General features: G+C 73.5%; 17 protein-coding genes. 12 read left to right on the forward strand and 5 right to left on the reverse strand.

The window, feature by feature from the left end; genetic code table 11:
* The first annotated feature begins 50 nt into the window (after window positions 1-50).
* The 4 genes from NYO98_RS20825 (at window position 51) to NYO98_RS20840 (ending at window position 3,698) form a co-directional block, all read left to right on the forward strand.
* Entirely contained in the window at window positions 51-749 is a 699-nt protein-coding gene (locus NYO98_RS20825) for an SDR family NAD(P)-dependent oxidoreductase (RefSeq protein WP_268113802.1), read from the forward strand.
* Window positions 746-1,795, forward strand: coding sequence for an S-adenosylmethionine:tRNA ribosyltransferase-isomerase (locus NYO98_RS20830; protein ID WP_268113803.1), 1,050 nt, complete (start codon window positions 746-748; stop codon window positions 1,793-1,795). Before NYO98_RS20825 ends, NYO98_RS20830 begins: the two co-directional genes overlap by 4 nt.
* A gap of 72 nt (window positions 1,796-1,867) precedes the next feature.
* Window positions 1,868-2,731, forward strand: coding sequence for an MEDS domain-containing protein (locus NYO98_RS20835; protein WP_268113804.1), 864 nt, complete (start codon window positions 1,868-1,870; stop codon window positions 2,729-2,731).
* Window positions 2,732-2,741: 10 nt separating this feature from the next.
* A complete protein-coding gene (locus NYO98_RS20840) occupies window positions 2,742-3,698 on the forward strand; it encodes a sensor histidine kinase (protein ID WP_268113805.1) in 957 nt (318 codons plus the stop codon).
* Here the strand turns inward: NYO98_RS20840 and NYO98_RS20845 are convergent.
* Together NYO98_RS20845 and NYO98_RS20850 are read right to left on the reverse strand one after the other, a co-directional pair.
* Window positions 3,686-5,074, reverse strand: coding sequence for a sensor histidine kinase (locus tag NYO98_RS20845; protein WP_268113806.1), 1,389 nt, complete (start codon window positions 5,072-5,074; stop codon window positions 3,686-3,688). The genes NYO98_RS20840 and NYO98_RS20845 overlap by 13 nt on opposite strands.
* Window positions 5,074-6,732 carry an FAD-dependent oxidoreductase gene (locus NYO98_RS20850; protein ID WP_268113807.1) on the reverse strand — a complete coding sequence of 553 codons (1,659 nt, stop codon included), beginning with the start codon at window positions 6,730-6,732 and terminating at the stop codon, window positions 5,074-5,076. The genes NYO98_RS20845 and NYO98_RS20850 overlap by 1 nt, the downstream gene beginning before the upstream one ends.
* Before the next feature lie 282 nt (window positions 6,733-7,014).
* Here NYO98_RS20850 and NYO98_RS20855 point away from each other — a divergent pair, with 282 nt between their 5' ends.
* The 3 genes from NYO98_RS20855 to NYO98_RS20865 all read left to right on the forward strand — a co-directional run bounded on the left by NYO98_RS20855 (window position 7,015) and on the right by NYO98_RS20865 (window position 8,931).
* Window positions 7,015-7,218 carry a cold-shock protein gene (locus NYO98_RS20855; RefSeq protein ID WP_268113808.1) on the forward strand — a complete coding sequence of 68 codons (204 nt, stop codon included), beginning with the start codon at window positions 7,015-7,017 and terminating at the stop codon, window positions 7,216-7,218.
* A gap of 127 nt (window positions 7,219-7,345) precedes the next feature.
* Window positions 7,346-8,032: a phosphatase PAP2 family protein gene (locus NYO98_RS20860; protein WP_268113809.1), complete on the forward strand. Its 687-nt coding sequence runs from the start codon at window positions 7,346-7,348 to the stop codon at window positions 8,030-8,032.
* On the forward strand, window positions 8,029-8,931 hold the full coding sequence (locus tag NYO98_RS20865; protein ID WP_268113810.1) for an NAD-dependent epimerase/dehydratase family protein: 903 nt from the start codon (window positions 8,029-8,031) through the stop codon (window positions 8,929-8,931). The genes NYO98_RS20860 and NYO98_RS20865 overlap by 4 nt, the downstream gene beginning before the upstream one ends.
* 1 nt (window position 8,932) lies before the next feature.
* Here the strand turns inward: NYO98_RS20865 and NYO98_RS20870 are convergent, their stop codons facing one another.
* Together NYO98_RS20870 and NYO98_RS20875 are read right to left on the reverse strand one after the other, a co-directional pair.
* Entirely contained in the window at window positions 8,933-9,331 is a 399-nt protein-coding gene (locus NYO98_RS20870) for a DUF1304 family protein (RefSeq protein ID WP_268113811.1), read from the reverse strand.
* 1 nt (window position 9,332) lies between these two features.
* Entirely contained in the window at window positions 9,333-9,464 is a 132-nt protein-coding gene (locus NYO98_RS20875) for a hypothetical protein (protein WP_268113812.1), read from the reverse strand.
* A gap of 131 nt (window positions 9,465-9,595) precedes the next feature.
* Between NYO98_RS20875 and NYO98_RS20880 the strand changes: the two genes are divergently transcribed.
* Window positions 9,596-11,158 (forward strand): alpha/beta hydrolase family protein, encoded by a 1,563-nt coding sequence (locus NYO98_RS20880; protein WP_268113814.1) that lies wholly within the window; start codon window positions 9,596-9,598, stop codon window positions 11,156-11,158.
* A gap of 12 nt (window positions 11,159-11,170) precedes the next feature.
* Here NYO98_RS20880 and NYO98_RS20885 read toward each other — a convergent pair whose 3' ends face one another.
* Window positions 11,171-12,637: a phospholipase D-like domain-containing protein gene (locus tag NYO98_RS20885; RefSeq protein ID WP_268113815.1), complete on the reverse strand. Its 1,467-nt coding sequence runs from the start codon at window positions 12,635-12,637 to the stop codon at window positions 11,171-11,173.
* 56 nt (window positions 12,638-12,693) lie between these two features.
* Here NYO98_RS20885 and NYO98_RS20890 point away from each other — a divergent pair, with 56 nt between their 5' ends.
* The 4 genes from NYO98_RS20890 to NYO98_RS20905 all read left to right on the forward strand — a co-directional run bounded on the left by NYO98_RS20890 (window position 12,694) and on the right by NYO98_RS20905 (window position 17,277).
* A complete protein-coding gene (locus tag NYO98_RS20890; RefSeq protein ID WP_268113816.1) occupies window positions 12,694-13,134 on the forward strand; it encodes a hypothetical protein in 441 nt (146 codons plus the stop codon).
* A gap of 95 nt (window positions 13,135-13,229) precedes the next feature.
* Window positions 13,230-15,815, forward strand: a complete 2,586-nt coding sequence (gene nirB / locus NYO98_RS20895) for a nitrite reductase large subunit NirB (protein WP_268113817.1) — start codon at window positions 13,230-13,232, stop codon at window positions 15,813-15,815.
* Window positions 15,812-16,171 carry a nitrite reductase small subunit NirD gene (nirD, locus tag NYO98_RS20900; RefSeq protein ID WP_268113818.1) on the forward strand — a complete coding sequence of 120 codons (360 nt, stop codon included), beginning with the start codon at window positions 15,812-15,814 and terminating at the stop codon, window positions 16,169-16,171. Before nirB ends, nirD begins: the two co-directional genes overlap by 4 nt.
* A complete protein-coding gene (locus tag NYO98_RS20905; protein WP_268113819.1) occupies window positions 16,168-17,277 on the forward strand; it encodes a uroporphyrinogen-III synthase in 1,110 nt (369 codons plus the stop codon). The genes nirD and NYO98_RS20905 overlap by 4 nt, the downstream gene beginning before the upstream one ends.

Consider the following 17,277-nt stretch of genomic DNA (forward strand, 5'->3'; position numbering starts at 1 on the left):
TTCGCTCCGTCCCTTGAACTCAAGTTCACTTCAACTTGAACCATGGTGCCATGACGACGAACACGACGGAACGGGTGGCGCTGGTCACCGGGGGATCGGCCGGTCTGGGGCTCGCGCTGAGCAGAGAGCTGGCACGGCGGGGCTGGCGGGTGATCACGGACGGACGGAGCGAGGAGAAGTTCAAGGAGGCCGGGCTTCCTGGGACGGTGACGGTGGTCGTCGGCGACCTGACCGACGCCGACCACCGCGACCGCCTGCAGGCGGAGGTGGAGCGCCACGGCCGGCTCGACCTGCTCGTGCACAACGCCAGCACGCTCGGCCCGCTGCCGATGCGCCCGCTCGGCGAGGTCGACGTCGCGGACCTGATGCAGGTCTGGCGGACCAACGTCGGTGGCCCGCTGGTGCTCACCTCGGCCCTCCTGCCGTGGTTGCGCGACGCGGACGGCGTCCTGCTGTCGATCAGCTCGGACGCGGCGGTCCAGCACTACGAGACGTGGGGCCTCTACGGCGCGAGCAAGGCCGCGCTCGACCACGTGACCCTGACCTACGCCGCCGAGACCGGCCTGCGGGCGTACGCCGTCGACCCCGGCGACATGCGGACGGCGATGCACCAGGACGCCTTCCCGGGCGAGGACATCTCGGACCGGCCGCTGCCGGAGACCGTCGTACCTCACCTCCTCGCGCTGGTGGAGGCGCGGCCGGAGCCGGGTCGCTACCGGGCCGCGGACCTCGGGGGTGACCGCTCATGACGCTGCTCCACGAGACCCCGCGGACGCGCTTCGAGGCGTCGGCGTTCGCCCCTCGCCCGGCCGAGGACCGCGGACTCGCCCGCGACGAGGTGCGCCTGCTGGTCGCGACGCCGGACGGGATGTCGCACGGCCGCTTCCGCGACCTGCCGGACCACCTGCGCGCGGGCGACGTGCTGGTGGTCAACACCTCGGCGACCGTCGCCGCCGAGGTCGACGCCGAGCTCGGCGGGGACCCAGTGGTGCTCCACGTCGCGCACCGCCTCGACGACGGCGACGCCGTCGTCGAGCTGAGGACCGCGCCCGATGCCGCCCGCGCACTGCTGACCGCGAGCAGCGGGGAGGTGGTCCTCGTCGGCGACGTGCGCCTGCTCCTCCGCGCGCCCTGGCCGGGCGGTGCGTCGTCCCCGACGGGCAGCGGCAACCGGCTCTGGCGCGCATCGGTGCGCGGGGACCTGGACCGCCAGCTGGACCGGAACGGCCGCCCCATCGCCTACGGCTACCTCGACCGCCGCTACCCGCTCGAGGACTACCAGACCGTGTTCGGCACGCGACCGGGCAGCGCCGAGATGGCGTCGGCGGGTCGCCCGTTCACGCACGAGCTCGTCACCCGGCTCGTCACAGGCGGCGTCCAGCTCGCGCCGGTCACGCTGCACACCGGCGTGTCCTCCCAGGAGGCGGGCGAGGCGCCCGGGCCCGAGTGGTTCGAGGTGACGCCGACCAGCGCACGGGTGATCAACCAGGCGCGGGCCAACGGCGGTCGCGTCGTCGCCGTCGGCACCACGGCCACGCGGGCCGTCGAGTCCAGCGTGCGCGGGTCGTCCGTCGTCGCGGGCCGCGGCTGGACCGACCGGGTCGTCACGCCGGCTGCTCCGCCGCGGGTCGTGGACGGCCTCGTCACCGGCTGGCACGACCCGATGGCCTCGCACCTCCTGCTCGTCGAGGCGGTCGCCGGCTCGCGCCTGACGCAGGCGGCGTACGACGCCGCGGTCGCGGAGGGCTACCTCTGGCACGAGTTCGGCGACGCGGCGCTCCTGCTGCGCAGGTGACCGTGGTCCGGGCCGGAAAAATTCGGCGGAAACTACGGGTGCGGCCGGACGAGACCGTCCTACATTGGACGGATGATTCTCGGGGCACACCGCGCCTCCGCCGACCTGGGCTCGCTCGAGCCGGGGACGCACCTGTGCGCGCTCGAACGCGACCAGACCCTGCTCGAGCGGGTCGCCGCAACCTTCGTCGGGCAGGGCCTGGCCGCGGGCGACCAGCTGCTCTACGTCGCCTCCGAGGAGCAGGTCGACGCCCTCGTCGTGAGCCTGAGCCAGCACCTCGACGCCAGCCAGGCCCTCGCCACGGGACAGCTCCTGACCACCTCGTTCGAGGACGCCTACGGCTCGTCGCGGCCCGAGCGCCTCGACACCGTCGCCGACGGGTTCCGCCGCGCGGCGCAGGAGGCGCACAAGCGCGGGTTCCCCGGCCTGCGTGTCGCCGCCCGGATGGACGAGCTCCCCGGGCTGCTCGGCTCCGTCGACCGGGTGGTGGCCTGGGAGCGGATGGCCACCGGACTCCAGCGCGAGCTCCGGGTCAGCTCGGTGTGCCTCTACGACACCCACCGGCTGCGGGCGGGCGAGGGAGCCTCGCTGGCCCGTGAGCACGACGGGCTCGCGCCCGACCTCGAGGTCGCCCCCATCGCCACCTTCCTCCCGGTCGACGAGCCCTGGGGCGTGCAGGTCAGGGGCGAGGTCGACGTGTCCAACCGGCACCTCCTGCACCGTCTCGTGCTCTCGAGGGCCGCCGTCGTGCCGCGGCTGCGGCTGGACCTGCACGGCGTGACTTTCGCCGATGCGTGCACGGTCGCCCGCCTGAGTGCGATCGCCGCCGCCCTGCCCGAGGGCGGCCACCTCGTGCTGGCGCGCGTGCCCGCCGTCGTACGCCGCGTCCTGGAGCTCACCGGGCTCGACCACCCGAAGCTCGTGGTGGAGCCATGAGGCCGTCGCCGTGAGCGTTGCCCCGACCCACACCAGCCTGGTCTACGACGGGGACCGGGCCTACGCGACGGAGGCCGGCGGCTTCCTCCGCGAAGGCCTCGAGCAGGGACAGCGGGCGCTCGTGATGGCGCCGCAGTCCCGCATGGAGCTGGTCGCGACGGAGCTGGGGCCCGACGCCGACGCGGTCGACTTCGTCGACGAGGCCGTCGCCTACGAACCGCAGTGGAACGCCTACCGCGTGCTGCTCGACCACCTCGCGGCGACACCCGGCGTGCGCACCCGTGTCGTCGCCGAGCAGGCACTGGCGCGACGCGCCCCGGCCGAGCTCGTCGACTACCGCCGGCTGGAGTCGGCCGCCAACCTCGTCTTCGCCGGGCGGCCGGTCGACCTGCTGTGCCCCTACGACGCCCGCACCCTGCCGGCAGGGCTCCTCGACATCGCCCTGCGCGCGCACGACGGGCTGCGCGTGGAGGGGGCGGTGCTGCCCAACGCAGGGTTCCGCGACCCGATGGAGGAGCTCGCCGACCTGGCCTCCGTGGTCCACCCCCCGGTGGACGCCACGACCCTCGACTGCTCCTACCAGTCCGACGTCTCGCTCGTGCGCCGCACCGTGCGCGCCAAGGGCTCGCGGGACGGGCTCGCGACCGGGGTGGTCGACGACCTCGAGCTGGCGGTCTCCGAGGTCCTGACCAACGCCCTCCTGCACGGGTCCCCGCCGGCCCTGGTCCACCTCTACGAGGAGGCCGACATGTGGGTGTGCCACGTCCAGGACGGCGGCGGCCTGCCGGTCGACCCGCTGGCGGGCGTCGTGCCCCCCGACGACCCGTCGGACCACGGCTACGGGCTGTGGCTCGCACGCCAGCTCGTCGCGGCCGTCGACGTGGGCAGCGACCTCACCGGCACGCACGTACGGCTGCACGTGCGCGCGCCCGGCAGGGCGGGGCTCGGCGACCTTCAGCCGGCCTGAGCGCTGCGCGGCAGCCGCACCGCCACGACCGTGCGACCCGGCTCCGACCGGACGTCGATGGCCCCGCCGTGGTGCTCGACGACGATCCGCCGGGAGATGTCGAGGCCGAGGCCGGTGCCCTTGCCGACCTCCTTGGTCGTGAAGAACGGCTCGAAGGCGTGGGCGGCGACCTCCTCCGTCATGCCCTCCCCGGTGTCGCAGACCTCCACCACGACGTGGCGCTCGTCCGCGGAGGTCCGCACGGTCAGGGTGCCGGTGCCGTCCATCGCGTCGACCGCGTTGTCCACGAGGTTGGTCCACACCTGGTTGAGCTCGCCGGGGTTCGCGGTGATGACGGGCACGGAGTCGTCGTAGTCGCGGACGACCGTGACGCCGTCGCGCAGCCTGTGGCCGAGCATGATGAGGGTGCTCTCCAGGCCGTCGACGACGCGGACGTCCTGGACGGCGGCGCGGTCGAGCTGGGAGTAGGACTTCACGGCGGAGACGAGGTCGGAGATGCGGCGGGTCGCGTCCTGCGCCTCGGCGATCAACACGCTCGTGGTCACGGCGCTGGCCACCCACTCAAGACCGGCCTGCAGCTGCGCCCCGGACAGTGCCGCGGCCGCGCGGTCGAGCCACGCCGACGAGGCACCCGCGGCGGCCAGCGCCGGGGCGATCACCCAGTCGCGGTCGACGTCGTGCTCGGTGAGCCAGTCGGTCAGCTCGTCCTCGCGCCGCGCGAGCTCCACGCCGGTCGGTGCCGACGACGGGTCGATCGAGCGCCGCAGCCCGTCGAGCGCGACGAACTGCTCCGCGGTGATGCCGTGGCCGGCGAGCCGCTGCAACGACTCGAAGGCGTCGTCGCTGCTCTGCTGCAGGGCGCCGACGGAGCGCACGGCCGCGGATGCGGGGTTGTTGATCTCGTGGGCGAGGCCGGCAGCGAGGGTCCCGAGGGCGACCAGCGCCTCCCGCTGCCGGGCGTTCTGCTCGATGCGGCGGGCGGTGACGATCAGGCCGCAGAGCAGGTGGACGGCGAAGGGGAACCACTGCTGGCCGAACCGCGCCAGCTCGGCCGCGGGCAGCCGGAACACCCGGCTCGGCTCCATGACCCGCGCGGATCCCATGTAGACGCCGTGCTCGTCCCACGCGCGGAACCCACCGGCCCACTGGCCGGGGTTCTCGATGGTCACCATGACCGCTTCCTCGTGGCCGACGCGGCGCACGACGTCGATCCGGCCCTCGAGCATCACCCACCAGTGCTCGGCGGGCCGGCCCTCCTCGAAGGCGCGCTCACCGGGGGCGTACGACACCTCCTCACCGGCAGCGGCCAGCTCGGCCACCTGCTCGTCGGTGAAGCCGTCCAGGATCGCGATCGCGCGCAGCTCGTCGGTCAGCATCACGTCGTCGCCAGGTAGCGGTGGACGAGGTAGACCGACATCGCTCCCTCGCCGACGGCCGACGCGACCCGCTTCATCGAGTCGCGGCGCACGTCGCCGGCGGCGAACACCCCGGGCACGCTGGTCTCCAGCGCGAACGGCGCGCGGTCGAGGGGCCAGCCGTCGTCGGCCGGCAGGTCGGGCCCGGTCAGCACGAAGCCGCGGTCGTCGCGGGAGACGACGTCGCCGAGCCAGTCGGTGCGCGGCGCCGCCCCGATGAAGACGAACACCCAGCCGGTCTCGACCTCCTCGACGCGCCCCGCGCCGCGGTCGCAGAGCGTGATGGCCTCGAGGTGCCCGTCCCCGCGGGCGCCGACGACCTCGGACTCCAGCCGCACCTCGATGGTGGGGGCGGCCACGATGCGGCTGACGAGGTACTGCGACATCGACGCCTCCAGCGACGCGCCGCGCACCACGAGCACGACCCGCCTGGCGTAGCGGGCGAAGTTGAGCGCCGCCTGCCCGGCGGAGTTGGCGGCGCCCACGACGAACACGTCCTCGCCGGCCGTCTGCGCCGCCTCGCTCGCGCTGGCGCCGTAGTAGACCCCGCGACCGACCAGGTCGTCGAGGCCGGGTGCCTCGAGGCGGCGGTACGACACCCCGCTGGCGACCAGGACGGCACGCGCCTCGATGTCGGCCGACCCGTCGAGCAGCACCGCGCGCACCGGGCCACGGGTCTCGAACCCGACCACGTCCCTGGCCAGCACCATCTCCGCCCCGAACCGGGAGGCCTGCGCCACCGCGCGGTGGGTGAGGTCCGCGCCGGACAGGCCCTTGGGGAAGCCGAGGTAGTTCTCGATGGACGCGCTCTGCCCGGCCTGGCCGCCGGGTGCGTCACGCTCGACGACCACGGTCGCGAGCCCCTCGCTGGCGGCGTACACCGCTGCCGCGAGGCCGGCCGGGCCCGCGCCGACGATGCACAGGTCGTAGAGCGGCCTCTCCGCGCGGGTGCGCAGGCCGAGGGCGTCGGCGAGCTCGACCATCGTGGGGGAGCGGAGCGCGGCGCCGTCCGGCAGCGCGACCACGGGCAGGTCGTCCACGCCGGCGCCGGCGAGGTCGAGGAGCCGGGTGGCCTCCTCGGCCGTCTCGTCGGTGCCGACCTCGAGCCACCGGTAGGGGACGTGGTTGTGGGTGAGGAACGTCTTCACCTCCACGGTCCGCTCCGACCAGCGGTGCCCGACGACCCGCACCTCGGAGTCGCGGTCGGGGTGGGCGTTGGCCCAGTCGCGGAGCAGCTCGTCGAGCACGGGGTAGAGCCGGTCCTCCGGCGGGTCCCACGGCTTCATCAGGTAGTAGTCGAGCGCGATGTCGTTGATCGCCCGGATCGCGACGTCGGTGTCGGCGTACGCCGTCAGCAGCAGCAGCTTGGAGTCGGGGGACTGCTGCCGCACCTCCCGCAGCACGTCGATGCCCGTCATTCCCGGCATCCGCTGGTCGGAGACGACCGCCGCCACCGGCCGGTCCTGCAACAGCTGGTCGGCGAGGATCTCGAGCGCCTCGGCCCCCGAGGTCGCCCGCAGCACGCGGTAGTCCTGCCCGTAGTGCTGGCGCAGGTCGCGCACGACGGCGGCCACCACGGCCGCGTCGTCGTCGACCGCGAGGATGGCGGGCTTCGCCATCGGCACCTCCCGGTTCGTTGCCGTCCTCGGACGCTACTGCCGCCGGCGCGCCGGGGCACAGGTGGTCGAGACCAGCTCCCGGAGTCGCCGAAGCCTCACATCGGGCACGGGTGGCGTAGGGTGGCTGGTGTTGAAGGGGACGGCTCCACGTCGCCCAGGTCGCCCACCGTGCGACCCGTATCTCGTTTTCCCTGGTTTTCGGTTCGCTGGACATCAGCACGAATGGATGTCTTCAGCGGCTCGGCGGCACGTCGTCGCCGGCAGAGAACAAAGGAACAGATCATGGCTCAGGGCACCGTCAAGTGGTTCAACGCTGACAAGGGCTTCGGCTTCATCGCGCAGGACGGCGGCGGGGAGGACGTGTTCGTGCACTTCTCCGCGATCCAGTCCGGCGGCTACAAGTCGCTCGACGAGAACCAGAAGGTCGAGTTCGAGGTGACGCAGGGCCCCAAGGGCCCGCAGGCCGAGAACGTCCGCGTCGTCTGACGCTCGTCCGAGGAGCCCCGACCGCCGCGCGGTCGGGGCTCCTCGCGCGTCCGGCCGGCGACGGTTGTCCTTCGGTCGTCCTTCGGGGTGGACGACGACGCCGCCGATCTACGGCAGGCTCTGCGGCGTGAGCTCGTCGACGGAGCGGCGCCAGGCCGCGCGCACCCTGGCCCTCGTCTGGGTCGTCCTCGTCCTCGGCGTCCTGGCAGTCGGCTGGCTGCTCACGGGGCCGCTGGCCTCGGCGGTCGATCCTTGGGACGACAGCGTCGTGCGCTGGCTCGAGGAGCGTCGTACGCCCGGACTCGACACGGCCGCGGCCGTCGGCAGCGCGATCGCCGACACGATCGTCGGCGTCGGCCTCGCAGCTGTCGTGGGCATCGCCGGCTCGTGGTGGCAGCGCTCGTGGCGACCGCTCGTCTACTTCACCGTGCTCGTCGGGGGCTACCTCGCCCTCTACGTCGTCGTCACGCACCTGGTCCCGCGCGACCGGCCGCCGGTGGAGATCCTCGACCCCGGGCTGGTGCCGGACCACAGCTACCCGTCCGGGCACATGGCCACCTCGATCGTCGTCTACGGCGGGATCGTGCTCTGGGTGTCCGCGGTCGCGCCCCGCTGGCGCCGGTGGGTCTGGCCGCTGCTCCTGGCCCCGCTCGTCGTCGCCCCGTCGCGGCTCTACCAGGGGGCGCACCACCCGACCGACGTGATGGCCAGCCTCGTCTTCGCCACCGTCTGGCTGCTGGTCGTGGCCCGCGTCCTCCTTCCCGGGCAGGCGCGTGACGCGCATCAGGACCGCGCTGTCATGGTGGAGACATGACCTCTGCGATCGTCGTCGTGACCGGTGCGAACGGACTCGTGGGCAGCCACGTCGTGTCAGCGCTGGTGCAGCGCGGCGCCACGGTGCGCGCCGTCGTACGCCGCGTGGGCACCGCGCCGCGGCACCCCGGCGTCGAGGAGCACGTCGGCGACTTCGCCGACCCGGCCTTCGCGGCGACCGTGGTGGCCGGCGCAGACGCCCTCGTCACCACGGTCCACCCGCTCGGCAGCGGGCGCGAGGACCAGCGCCGGGTCGGCCTCGACGGCACCCTGTCGATCGCCGAGGCGGCGGTCGACGCCGGCGTACCCCTCCTCGTGCACGTCTCGACCGCGGGCGTCTACGACCGCAGCCCGGGAGTCGGCGACGTGGACGAGTCCGCGGCCCTCGTGCCCGACGACTCGTCGGCCTACGGCGTGGTGAAGCGTGACGTCGACGCGGCGCTCGAGCGGCTCGCGGGGGCGACCCGGGTGTTGCTGCGCCCGCCGGCCGTCCTCGGCCCGGGCGCCACCTCGGTCTGGAACACCGTCCGCCCCGCGCAGATCAGGGACGACGAGGGCGAGCGGCACGCCAACCCGGCCCAGACCTTCGCGTGGGTGCACGTCGACGACCTCGCGAGCCTCGCCGCCGACCTCGCCACCGGTGCCATCGCGACGGCCGGCGACCCGGACTCGGGCCCGGTCGCGGGCGGGTGCACCCCGGTCAACGTGGCCGGCGGGCCGGCCACCCAGCGCGACTACCTCGGCGCGGTCTGCGACGCACTCGGGGTCGAACCCACCTGGGACGACGGCCCGGCCTGGACCGGGCAGGTCGTCGCGGAACGGGCGCGGCGCTGGGGCTGGCGTCCCCGGGTCGACCTGCCGACGGCCCTCGACGAGCTGAGGGCCGGACTGCAGGGCTGACCTACACGGCGAGCGCCACCAGTGCCACCGCCGGGAGCACCGACGACGCCACGGTGCCCCGCACGCTGCCGCCGCGGGGGCGCCAGTAGCCGAGCAGGTCGGCGACGCCCATGGCGAGCGACGAGAGCAGCATGTAGACGAGCACCGTGACGACCACGCTGGTGCCGACGGTCTCGTCGCCGCGGTTGACGATCCACAGCCCGACCAGGCCGCCGATGCCGGCGAGCGCGTTGCGGAACCCGATGCAGAACGACCACAGGTGGACGTTCTCGATGCCGTGCGGCTCGATGCCGAGGAAGCGCTGCACCCACGGCCGGTCGACGAGGAACGCCTCGAGGGGGAAGACGACGATCAGGACGAGCGCCGCGACCGCGGTGCAGACCTGGGCAAGGGCGTCCACCTCAGGCCGCCTTCCGTGCCTCGACGAGCGAGATCGGGGAGATGGTCGGCACCATCCGCCGGGTCAGGCCCTGGGCCGCCGCGCGGACGGACGAGGCCGCGCGGGCGACCGGGACGGAAGGAAGTCTGGTCACGGCACGCCCCTCGATGCTCGCTGGGATGCCGTCCATGATGGTCAGAAAAACTGACTAATGTCAAGGGTGGGGCGTAGCCCGTCCGGCCGGCGCTCGTTGGTGCCTGTGACCCCTGTCGCAGGAGAGATGCCATGACCACGCTGCCGCACCGTCCCGCCGCCCGACTCCTCGCCGTCGCCGTCGCCGGCCTGCTCACGGCCGCCACCGCGCCGTTCGTCGGGGCGCCCGCCTCCGCCGCGGACGCGGTCACCACGACCGACGGCTGCCTGCGGAGCGTCCCGGACCCCGGCACGACCGCACCCGTCGACATCTGCTTCACAATCTTCCGCCCGGCGGGCGCCACGGAGGACCGTCCGGTGCCGATGGTGCTGCACAGCCACGGCTGGGGCGGCAGCCGTACGACGGACCCCGCCGCGTTCGCCTACCTCACGGACGCCGGGTTCGGCGTGCTGAGCTTCGACCAGCGCGGCTTCGGCGAGACCGGCGGCAAGGCCCACATCGAGAACCCCGACGTGGAGGGCAAGGACGTCCAGGCGATCGTCGACCTCGTCGCCGCCCAGCCGTGGGTGCAGGAGCAGCGGCCGGGCGACCCGGTGCTGGGGGCGATCGGCGGGTCCTACGGCGGGGGCTACCAGTTCGTCGGGGCGCTCAGCGAGATCCGCGACCGGGGTGCGACGCGCTTCGACGCGCTGGTCCCCGAGATCACCTGGTTCAGCCTCACCGAGAGCCTGTTCCCGCAGGGGGTGCCGCGCACGGAGTGGGCGACGGCGCTGACGGCGGCGTCGCTGCCGAGCGACGCCCTGCCGCCGCGGGTGGTGCAGGGCTTCGCCGAGGCGGCGGCGACGGGCAACGTGCCGACGTACCTCCACGAGTTCCTCGACCGCAACGGCCCCGAGTGGCACCTGCGGCAGGGCCGGCGGCTCGACGTGCCGGTGCTCTTCGGCCAGGGTGCGACGGACAACCTCTTCCCCCTCGACCAGGGGCTCGAGAACTTCAGCCGGGTGCTGACCGAGGAGGCGCGATCGCAGAGCATCTTCGTCGGCTACAACGGCGGGCACACGCTGCCGGCCGTGCTGCCCACCGGGACCAACCTCGACATCCCGCTGGCGACCACGGACGCGTGCTCAACGACGCTCGGCAGCCCCACCTTCGCCGACCTCGGCCTGCGCTTCCTCCAGCAGAACCTCCAGGGCCGACGGACCGGGCTGACCGGTTTCGGTCGCTACCACCTGACCACCGCGGCCGGCGACCGCTGCGTCAGCGTCCCCGCCGTCGCGCCCACCACCTCCGTCGAGCTCGGCGAGGTGGTCACCACGGTCGCAGCCGGGGCTCCGGTCGCCTACCCGGTCGCGCAGGGTCCCCTGACGATCGCCGGATCGCCGACCCTCGACACCCGGCTCACCGCGCTCGGTCTCGACAACCGCGCGTTCCTCGGTCTGTCGGTCGGGACGAGCCCGCTCGACGCCCGGGTCGTGCAGAACAACATGCTGCCCATCCGTGAGAACGGCATCGCGATCGACAAGCCGCGCCGGGGTGTCGAGCTGCCGTCGGTCGCCGTCGACGTGCCTGCCGGGCAGACCCTCTTCCTCACCGTCGCGCCGGTCTCCGACATGTCGGTCGGCTTCGGCAGCCGGGTGGTCGGGGCGATGCGGATGGAGGACGTGGTTCTCCACCTGCCGGTGGTGAACCCGTGAGGGACTGACCCCTCAGAAGTCGGTCGTGCCGCGCAGCCGCCGCGGGCGGCCGTCCGGGTCGTAGGCGTAGCGGTAGGCCGGCCGCGCCCACAACGTCGTACGTCGGGGGAGCCGGGGCGGCTCGTGGAGCTCGATGCGACTGCCGGCGGCGCCCGCGCGCGACGTCCAGAGGGCCACGGGGTCTTCGAGGACGTCGGGACCGCCGAGGCGCGGGTCGTCCTCGGGCAGGCCGAGGTGCTCGCCCCACAGGGACGTGCGCAGCTCCCGGGGCAGCTCGCCGTCCGGGTCGACCACCGCGCAGGTGAGCTCGGAGTCGTGGGTCCACGAGCGGAGGTTGAGGTTGTCGGAGCCGATCGTCATCCACTCGTCGTCGACGATGCAGACCTTGGCGTGCACGTAGACCGGGGTGCCCGCGGCGTTGTGCAGGTCGAACATCTGGAAGCGCTCGCCGCCTGCCTCCTTGAGCCGGTCCCACGCGATGCGCTGGCCGTGCTGGATCGGCGGGCCGCCGACCCGGCTGTCCTCCTCCGGGTGGCGCGGCACCACCGCGATCACCTGCAGCCCCGGCTCGCGCTCCAGTGCGTCGGCGAGCGTCGCGGCCACGAGGTCGGACCAGAAGTACTGGTCCTCGACGTAGACCAGCCGGCGCGCCCGGTCGAAGGCACGCGAGTAGGCCCGCGCGATCGACCGCTCCCCGTCGGGCGCGAACGGGTAGCGGGGCCGCTTGAAGGGGTAGGTGCGCAGGATCTGCACCTGGTGGCGGCCGGCCTCAGGCGGCGGGTCCCACCGCTCGGGCAGCTGCTCGGGACGGCGCGGCATCCGCGCGATGCGGTGCGCGACGGCCCGGTAGGGGTTGCGGTGGTCGAGCGGCGTGGCGTCGTCCCACCGCTCGGTGAAGGTGTCGAGCACGTGCGCCACGGCCGGTCCGCGGATCTCGGCCATCGCGTCGTGCCACGGCGGGGAGTCGCCGTACCGGTCGTCGAGCGGCGGTGCCTGCGGGTCGCCCGCGTGGTCGGCGTCGTCGCGCCGTCCGTGGCACAGGTCGATGCCGCCGACGAACGCCACGTCCTCCTCGGGTCGCCCCTTGCGGCGCACGACGAGAAGCTTCTGGTGGTGCGAACCGCCCTTGCGGACCCGCTCGTCGAGCAGCGCCTCACCGCCGCACTCGTTGAGGATCCGGCCGAGGTGGCTGTTCTCCTCGCCGTTGAGCCGGCCCGGGTGGGAGCGCCACATCAGCGCCCGGACCTCCACGTCGCGCGCGGCCGCGGCCCGGAGCAGCTCGGCGACGGTCGGCCCGTGCTCGGTGAGCCGCTCGTCGGCGTCGCCGCGCCAGTCGGTGAAGTAGATGCGGTCGCCGGCCGAGGTCGCCTCGACCAGCTCGACGAGGCGGGCGAAGTAGGAGGCGCCGTGCACGCGGGGGACCACCAGGTTGCCCGAGGTCCAGGGACGCTCTGTCTCCGGCAGGAACCACTCGCTCACCCGCTCAGGCTCCCAGCACAGGGTGGGTCCCGTCGACGGTGTGCCACCCTCAGGGAGTGGCTGCTCCCGCTCGCGCGCTGACCCCGGCAACCCTCGGCGCGTGGCTGGTGAAGGCCAGCGGCGCCGCGCCCTCGACCCGCGAGCACCTGCGGGCAGGGTTCGCCGGCGTGGACTCGTGGTGCGCGCGGCCGACCTACCGCACCGACCTCGTCGCCGCGGGCCAGCCCGTGCTGCTCTGGGTCAGCGGCTCCGAGCCCGGACTTCCCGCCGGCATCCATGCCCGCGGGCAGACCACCGGTCCGGCACGTGACGGAGTGATGCCCGTGGTCCTGGTCCCGCTCGACCAGCCGCTGCTGCGCTCGGAGCTCGTCGGGCACCCGGACCTCGCCGCGCTGGAGGTGTTGCGGATGCCGGCCGGCAGCAACCCGTCCTACGTCACGCCCGAGCAGCTCGCCGTGCTCGTCGGCATGTGCGAGGGGCTCTCCCGGCCCGCCTGACCGCCCCGGCTGGACGTGAGGTCGTGCCGCCCAGTTTTCACGCCCGAAACATGCGGGCGACCGGCTGGGAACATGTCGTTCCTACCGTCCTCGGCATGACCAAGCGCCAGCGGATCGTCGTCGTCGGGCACGGCATGGTGGGCCACCGGTTCGTCCAGGCCGCGATCGAGCGCGGCCTCGCCGAGACCCACGACATCGTCGTCCTCGGCGAGGAGCCTCGCGCCGCCTACGACCGGGTCGCGCTCACGAGCTGGTTCGGCTCCGGCCCCGATGCGCTGTCGCTGCTGCCCGGCGGGGAGTACGACGACCCGCGGGTGAGGCTGGTGCTCGACAGCGTCGTGACCGAGGTCGACCGCGCGGCGCGGACCGTCACCGTCGTGTCGCCGCCGTCGGCCGTCGGCGACCTCCTGGCACACCCGGGCGCCGTCACCGTCCACGACTACGACGTCCTGGTGCTCGCGACGGGCGCGGCGCCGTTCGTCCCGCCGGTCGAGGGCCGCGGCAAGGACGGCTGCTTCGTCTACCGCACCATCGAGGACCTCGAGGCGATCCGCGCCGCCAGCGAGGCCGCGACCAGCGGCGTGGTCATCGGCGGCGGGCTGCTCGGGCTGGAGGCGGCCAACGCGCTCGTCCAGCTCGGCCTCGACACCCACGTCGTCGAGATGGCGCCGCGACTGATGCCGGTGCAGCTCGACGACGCCGCGGGCTCGACGCTGGTGCGGCACGTCGAGCGGCTCGGCGTCACCGTGCACACGGGCGTCGTCACCGAGGAGGTCGAGGGCGGGTCGTCCGTCACCGGGCTGCGCCTGCGGCAGGCGGGCACGGAGGAGGGCGCCCCGACGGAGGTCGTCGACGCGCAGGTCGTGGTGTTCTCCGCCGGCATCCGGCCGCGCGACGCGCTCGCCCGGGAGTGCGACCTCGAGGTGGCCCCGCGCGGCGGCGTGCTTGTCGACGAGCAGTGCCGCACCGCCGACCCGCACGTCTTCGCGATCGGCGAGTGCGCGGCACCCGGCGGCACGATGTACGGCCTCGTCGCGCCGGGCTACGCGATGGCGGAGGTCGTCGTCGACGCCCTGCTGGACGGCCCGGGCACCTTCACCGGCGCCGACATGTCCACCAAGCTCAAGCTCCTCGGCGTCGACGTCGCGAGCTTCGGTGACGCGTTCGCGGCCACCGACGGCGCGCTCGAGCTGACCTACGCCGACGCGGTCGCCGGCGTCTACAAGAAGCTCGTGGTGAGCGAGGACGGGACGCGGCTGCTCGGCGGGATCCTCGTCGGCGACGCGTCGGCGTACGGCGTGCTGCGGCCCATGGTCAGCAGCGGCCTCGCCCTGCCCGACAACCCGGAGCAGCTGATCCTGCCCGTCGGCACGGGTCCCGGCCTGCAGCTCGGCATGCCCGACGAGGCGCAGGTCTGCTCGTGCAACGACGTCACGAAGGCCGACATCCTCCACGCGGTCGCCGAGCAGGGCTGCGAGTCCGTGGCCGACGTCAAGCAGTGCACACGGGCGGGCTCGACGTGCGGCTCGTGCGTGGCGACCGTGAAGAACATCATCGAGGACCACTTCGCGAGCGTCGGGAAGGTCGTCGACAAGGGGCTGTGCGAGCACTTCCGGCTGACCCGGCAAGAGCTCTTCGACGTCGTCGCGGTGCACGGCTACCGACGCTTCGACGACATCGTGGCCGCGCACGGCACCGGCCGCGGCTGCGACGTCTGCAAGCCCGCGATCGCGAGCATCCTCGCCAGCCAGACCAGCACCCACATCCTCGCGCCGGCCACCGCGGAGCTGCAGGACACCAACGACGCCTACCTCGCCAACATCCAGCGCAACGGCACCTACTCCGTCGTCCCGCGCATCCCCGGAGGCGAGATCACGCCCGACAAGCTCATCGTGATCGGCGAGGTCGCGCGCGACTACGGGCTCTACACCAAGATCACCGGTGGACAGCGGATCGATCTCTTCGGTGCCCGGATGGAGCAGCTGCCTGCGATCTGGCGGCGGCTGGTCGACGCCGGCTTCGAGTCCGGCCACGCCTACGGCAAGTCGCTGCGCACCGTGAAGTCGTGCGTCGGGTCGACCTGGTGCCGCTTCGGCGTGCAGGACTCGGTGGGCCTCGCGATCGCGCTCGAGCTGCGCTACCGCGGCCTCCGCAGCCCGCACAAGCTCAAGGGAGGGGTCAGCGGCTGCGCCCGGGAGTGTGCCGAGGCGCGCGGCAAGGACTTCGGCGTCATCGCGACCGAGAAGGGGTGGAACCTCTACGTCGGCGGCAACGGTGGGGCGACGCCCGCCCACGCGCGGCTGCTCGCGGGCGACCTGTCCACCGCCGACCTGGTCTCCTACCTCGACCGCTTCCTCATGTACTACGTCCGGACCGCCGACCGGCTCCAGCGCACCTCGACCTGGATCGAGCAGCTCGACGGCGGTCTCGACCGCGTGCGCGAGGTCGTCGTCGACGACTCGCTCGGCCTCGGAGCTGAGCTCGAGGCGGAGATGGCGCGCCACGTCGGCGGCTACGAGGACGAGTGGCGCGCGACGCTCGAGGACCCGGCCAAGCTCGCCCGGTTCGTGTCGTTCGTCAACGCGCCGGACACCCCCGACCCGTCCATCGCCTTCACGACCGAGCGCGAGCAGATCCAGCCGATCGCCCCGGCCCTCATCCCGGTGGGAGCGCCCGCATGAGCACCGTCGCGATCTCCCTGACCCCCGTCTGCGCGGTCGACACGATCCCGATCGAGGGTGGTGTCGCCGCCCTGGTCGCCGGCTCGGCCGTGGCGGTCTTCCGCTCCTTCGACGGGTCGGTGTTCGCGCTCTCCAACGTCGACCCCTTCAGCGGCGCGTCCGTGCTCTCGCGCGGCATCGTCGGCTCGCGCGGCGACGTGCCGGTGGTGAGCTCCCCGATGTACAAGCAGGCCTTTGACCTGCGCACCGGCGCCTGCCTCGACGACGCGGCGGTGCGGGTGGCGTCGTACGACGTCGCGGTCGTCGACGGCGTCGTCCACGTCGGATCGATCCGGCCGGCTGGGGAGGACGCGTGAGCCTGCCGCTCTCGGGATTCCGCATCGGCGTCACCGCCGCCCGCAAGGCCGAGGAGCAGGTCGCGCTGCTCGAGCGCCGCGGTGCGACGGTCGAGTGGGCGGCGGCGCTGTCGCTCGAGCCCAACCACGTCGACCTCGGCGAGCTGCTGGCCGCGACCAAGGAGGTGGTCCTGGGGCCGGTCGACCTCTTCCTCGCCACCACCGGCATCGGCATGAAGACCTGGCTCGCCGCGGCCGCCGACGCCGGGCTGTACGACGACCTGGTCGCTGCGCTCGGCTCCGCGGAGATCCTCGCCCGCGGTCCGAAGAGCGTCGGCGTGCTGCGGGCCAACGGCCTGCGCGAGCTGTGGGCGCCGGAGTCGGAGTGCTTCGAGGACGTGCTCGCACACCTCCGGGGCCGCGACCTCACCGGCAAGCGCATCGTCGTGCAGGAGCACGGCCAGTCGCTGTCGATGGCCGCCCACGCGCTCCGCCGGCAGGGGGCGTCGGTGGTCACGGTGCCGATCTACCGGGTGGCGTCGGCGGACGATCCCTCGCCGATGTTCCACCTGATCGACCTGGTCGCCGACAGGGAGCTCGACGCGGTCACCTTCACGTCGGCGCCCGCGGTCGCCGCGCTGATGGAGGCGGCGTACTCCGTCGGCCGCCGCGACGACGTGATCAGCGCCTTCCAGTCAGACGTCGTCGCCACCTGCGTCGGCCCGGTCACCGCGGCCGCCTTCGAGATGTGGGGCGTCCCGACGATCGTCCCCGACCGCTCGCGGCTCGCCGGGATGGTCAAGCAGCTCGAGACCGAGCTCCCGACCCGGCGCGACGGGGTCGACGTACGCCTCTCAGACGGCCGCACGCTCCTCGTCCACGGCGACGCGCTCCTGCTCGACGGCGTGCCGGTCGAGCTCTCGCCCGCGCCCCTGTCGGTGCTCGACTCGCTCCTCGTGAACCCGGGCCACGTCGTCTCCCGCCGCGCGCTGCTGGCCGCCCTGCCCTCCGGCCAGGCCGGCTCCGAGCACGCCGTCGAGATGGCCGTGGCCCGGCTGCGAGCGGCGATCGGGACGAAGGCGGTCGTCACCGTCGTGAAGCGGGGCTACCGGCTCGCGGTGGGGTGA

This window comes from Nocardioides pini (genome assembly GCF_026712185.1).
Taxonomy (GTDB): Bacteria; Actinomycetota; Actinomycetes; order Propionibacteriales; family Nocardioidaceae; genus Nocardioides; species Nocardioides pini.

What these genes read in the sequence shown, in the direction of transcription:
- NYO98_RS20825 (WP_268113802.1), top strand. Translation starts at nt 51, where the DNA reads ATGACGACGAACACGACGGAACGGGTGGCGCTGGTCACCGGGGGATCG.
- NYO98_RS20830 (WP_268113803.1), top strand. Translation starts at nt 746, where the DNA reads ATGACGCTGCTCCACGAGACCCCGCGGACGCGCTTCGAGGCGTCGGCG.
- NYO98_RS20835 (WP_268113804.1), top strand. Translation starts at nt 1,868, where the DNA reads ATGATTCTCGGGGCACACCGCGCCTCCGCCGACCTGGGCTCGCTCGAG.
- NYO98_RS20845 (WP_268113806.1), bottom strand. Translation starts at nt 5,074, where the DNA reads ATGCTGACCGACGAGCTGCGCGCGATCGCGATCCTGGACGGCTTCACC.
- NYO98_RS20850 (WP_268113807.1), bottom strand. Translation starts at nt 6,732, where the DNA reads ATGGCGAAGCCCGCCATCCTCGCGGTCGACGACGACGCGGCCGTGGTG.
- NYO98_RS20855 (WP_268113808.1), top strand. Translation starts at nt 7,015, where the DNA reads ATGGCTCAGGGCACCGTCAAGTGGTTCAACGCTGACAAGGGCTTCGGC.
- NYO98_RS20865 (WP_268113810.1), top strand. Translation starts at nt 8,029, where the DNA reads ATGACCTCTGCGATCGTCGTCGTGACCGGTGCGAACGGACTCGTGGGC.
- NYO98_RS20880 (WP_268113814.1), top strand. Translation starts at nt 9,596, where the DNA reads ATGACCACGCTGCCGCACCGTCCCGCCGCCCGACTCCTCGCCGTCGCC.
- nirB (WP_268113817.1), top strand. Translation starts at nt 13,230, where the DNA reads ATGACCAAGCGCCAGCGGATCGTCGTCGTCGGGCACGGCATGGTGGGC.
- nirD (WP_268113818.1), top strand. Translation starts at nt 15,812, where the DNA reads ATGAGCACCGTCGCGATCTCCCTGACCCCCGTCTGCGCGGTCGACACG.